The 3365-nt window shown below is 74.4% G+C and carries 3 protein-coding genes and 1 pseudogene; 2 read left to right on the forward strand and 2 right to left on the reverse strand.

The window, feature by feature from the left end; genetic code table 11:
- Both FOE67_RS20605 and FOE67_RS20610 read right to left on the reverse strand, forming a co-directional pair.
- On the reverse strand, positions 1–736 hold a 736-nt coding region (locus tag FOE67_RS20605; RefSeq protein WP_438874269.1), incomplete at its 3' end, for an SCO1860 family LAETG-anchored protein.
- Between the two features lie 361 nt (positions 737–1097).
- Positions 1098–2216: an amidohydrolase family protein gene (locus FOE67_RS20610; protein ID WP_182666332.1), complete on the reverse strand. Its 1119-nt coding sequence runs from the start codon at positions 2214–2216 to the stop codon at positions 1098–1100.
- 131 nt (positions 2217–2347) lie between these two features.
- On the opposite strand from FOE67_RS20610, the gene FOE67_RS20615 reads away from it, so the two are divergent.
- The gene (locus tag FOE67_RS20615) at positions 2348–2932 is read left to right on the forward strand and encodes a SigE family RNA polymerase sigma factor (protein ID WP_323385161.1); all 585 of its coding nucleotides are present in this window, start codon (positions 2348–2350) and stop codon (positions 2930–2932) included.
- A pseudogene (locus FOE67_RS20620) lies at positions 2932–3365 on the forward strand (hypothetical protein); the annotation flags it as partial. The gene FOE67_RS20615 and the pseudogene FOE67_RS20620, both read left to right, overlap by 1 nt.

Below are 3365 nucleotides of genomic sequence, written 5' to 3' on the forward strand. Positions count from 1 at the left end.
GAGTCGGGGCGGGCGAGGAGCAGGAGGCCTCGGCGAGGGTGATCCGTCCGCCCACCTCGGCCACGTTGAGCTTCAGGGGGTTGACGTCCACCGAGAGTTCGAGAGCGGTGGCGGCGGCCCCGGAGTCGGTGACCGACCGCTTCGCGAGTTCCAGTCGGACCTCCCCCACCCCCGGCACCTCCACCAGGGTCTCGCCCCCGGTGGTCAGGGTGACCTTCTGCCCGAGGACGGTGACCGAGCCGGGGAGTTCGGCGTCGGCGGTCGGTTGGCCCCCGGCGGGGCAGTGGGCCCGGGCGGAGACGGCGTCCACCTCGATGACGGAGAGCAGGGGCAGGCCGGGGACGTGGACGGAGGCGTCGACGAGATCGACCTCCGCCTCGGCGCGGGCGTCGTCCACCGCGGCCCGGGCGGTGGCCACCTCGGCCTCCAGCACCCGGAAGGGGGTGCCGCCGTCGACCCCGTCGAGGGCGGCGGTCAGGGTGGTCTTCTCCGCGGCCGCCTCCCCCGCGGGGGCGGTGACCTCGTTGAGGGAGACGGACAGCGGCAGTTCGACGGAGCGGTTGAGCAGCGCCACGTCCAAACCGGTGCGCAGGACGGCGGCACCGGCCGAGCCCGGGGCGTCGGCGGCCCCCTCGTCGGCGAGGGCGGGCCCGGAGCCGACGGAGAGCAGGGCGACGGTGGTGAGCAGGACGGCCGTGCGACGGGCGCCGGTCCGGGAAGGGGCAGTGTGGAACACGGGTTGGGACTCCCGGGTAGGGACGGTGTCGCCGGGCCGGGGGCGGAGGCGTGCGCGGCGATCGCGGATCCGGGATCCCGACCCGTCCCGATGACCGGGGTCATCGGGCTCGCGGGGATCACGGGATCACGGGATCACGGTGCGGACGCGGCCGCCCCGGGCCGGGTGAGCGGTGTGTGGCGGAACCCGGGTGGCTCCCGGGGCCTCCGTCACCCGATGCGGCGAACGGGACTCACCCATCCTTGACGCCCTGACCACGAAGCGTCAGCTTCATCCCCCACTCTTCACCCGAAGGAGTGGGTTTCGGATTTTTGTGCGGGCTCGCACGGAAGGGCGGGGCACCCCTCCCGCGAACCGGGCGTCACCGGACCACCCGACCCCGCAGGACCACGTGCCGGGGAGCCGCCAGAACCCGCACGTCCACCCGGGGGTCCTCCGGGTAGATCACCAGGTCCGCCGGAGCCCCCTCGGTCAGACCGGGGCGCCCGAGCCACTTCCGCGCCCCCCAGGAGGCCGCCGAGAGCGCCTCCCCTGTCGGGAGTCCGGCGCGCACCAATTCGGCCACCTCGTCGGCGATCAGTCCGTGCGCCAGGGAGCCCCCGGCATCGGTGCCCGCGAAGATCGGGATACCCGCGTCCCGGGCGGCCCCGACCGTCTCGTACCGGCGGGCGTGCAGACGGCGCATGTGCTCCGCCCACCGCGGGTATTTGGCCTCGCCCCCCGCCGCCAACCGCGGAAAGGTGCCGATGTTGACCAGGGTGGGAACGATGGCCACCCCGCGTTCCGCGAACAGCGGGATGGTCTCCTCGGTCAGACCGGTGGCGTGCTCGACGCAGTCGATGCCCGCCTCCACCAGATCGCGCAGCGAGTCCTCCGCGAAGCAGTGGGCGGTCACCCGGGCGCCCTCGGCGTGCGCGGCGGCGATGGCCTCCTCCACCGCCCAGCGGGGCCAACAGGGCGTCAGGTCCCCCTCGGCCCGGTCGATCCAGTCACCGACCAGCTTGACCCAGCCGTCACCCCGTCGGGCCTCCCGACGCACGTACGCGGCCAGGTCGCCGGGTTCGATCTCGTGCGCGAAGTTGCGGATGTAGCGGCGGGTCCGGGCGATGTGCCGACCGGCCCGCACGAGGCGCGGCAGATCCTCCCGCTCGTCGATCCACCGGGTGTCGGCGGGTGAACCCGCGTCCCGGATCAGGAGGGTTCCGGCGTCCCGGTCGGTGAGCGCCTGTCGCTCGGAGGTGGGCCGGTCCACGGCCCCTCCCGCGTCCAGGCCCACGTGACAGTGGGCGTCGACCAGCCCGGGAAGCACCCAACCGGTCAGCACGGTCGGCTCGTTGGGGCCCCCCGAATTGCCCCCGGAGACGGGTCGGGTGAAACTGATGCGACCATCAATGATCCACAGATCGTCGTGAACCTCGTCGTCACGTCCGGGACCGGTCAGGATGCGGCCCCGAACGTGCAGGAGCGGACGTGAACTCATGGTTCGCAGCCTACGAGTGCCTGCTACGCTCCGCACTCACCGGGGGACCCGCACATCCCGGGCGTCCGGCCGAAGGTCCCGTACCGCGGAGGTGTCGCGGCACGGCACGACTCACCTCCAGGGAGGCCGGCGTGGGAACCCCCACCGAAGAATTCCACGCCTTCTTCGAGGAACACCACGCCGAACTGGCCCGCCTGGCACGGCTGATGCTCGGCAACGGCGAGGACGCCGAGGCCGCCGACGACCTGGCCGCCGACGCCCTGCTCGCCATCTGGGACCGCTGGGACCGGGTCCGTGCCGCCGAGCATCCCGTCGCCTACGCCCGGGGCGTGGTGGTGAACCTCGCCCGTTCGCGGATCCGCAGCCGGATCCGCGAACGCCGACGGGTGACCCAGTTCTGGTCCGGGCGCTCCGAGCAGACCGACGGCCCCGACGTGCCCGCCGTGGTGGACGTGCGGGCCGCCCTGGAACGCCTGCCCTACCGCAAGCGGGCCTGCGTGGTCCTGCGGCACGCCTTCGACCTCTCGGAGCGGGAGACGGCCACGGCGCTGGGGATATCGGTGGGTACCGTGAAGAGTCAGACCTCCCGCGGCATCGCCGAGCTGGAGCGGCTGTTGGCACCGCGGGAACCGGAGGGGCGCCCCGACCCGTCCGAACCGCTGCGGGTACTGCGCGCCGGACCCGTGGAACCGGGCGCCGTGGAACGGAGGAGCTGATGGTCCAGGGACCCGACGCGCCCGGCCGATTGCGAGCCGCGGCTCTCGACCATCGGCCGGACCGCGAACGGATGCTGGCGCGGGTGGAACGCGGCATGGCCGCCCGGGCCGCGGGCTCCACCGCCACGCGCCGTCCGGCGGGACGCCGTCGGACCGACGGCTCCCCGGTGGGCCTGCCCGGCTGGGTGCGGACCACCGGTGTCGCCGCCGCCCTGGTCGCCACCCTCGGCGGGGTCACGGTCACCGTCAACGCGCTGACCGGACAGGGGGACCCGCACTCCTCGACCGGCGGGGAGCCGGAGCGACCGCCGGAGGGCTCGGGCGGCGCCGCCGAGGACCCGGCGGACACCGGCGGGGAGGTCGGGGGTGCCGGCGGTGACACCGGCCGCGGCGGGGAGGGCGACGTCCCCGACCCCGACGCGGAGGCCCCGAC

The sequence above is a fragment of the Streptomyces calidiresistens genome (genome assembly GCF_014141525.1).
GTDB lineage: Bacteria > Actinomycetota > Actinomycetes > Streptomycetales > Streptomycetaceae > Streptomyces > Streptomyces calidiresistens.

Coding starts and splice junctions, on each gene's coding strand:
- FOE67_RS20610 (WP_182666332.1), bottom strand. CDS start 2,216: ATGAGTTCACGTCCGCTCCTGCACGTTCGGGGCCGCATCCTGACCGGT.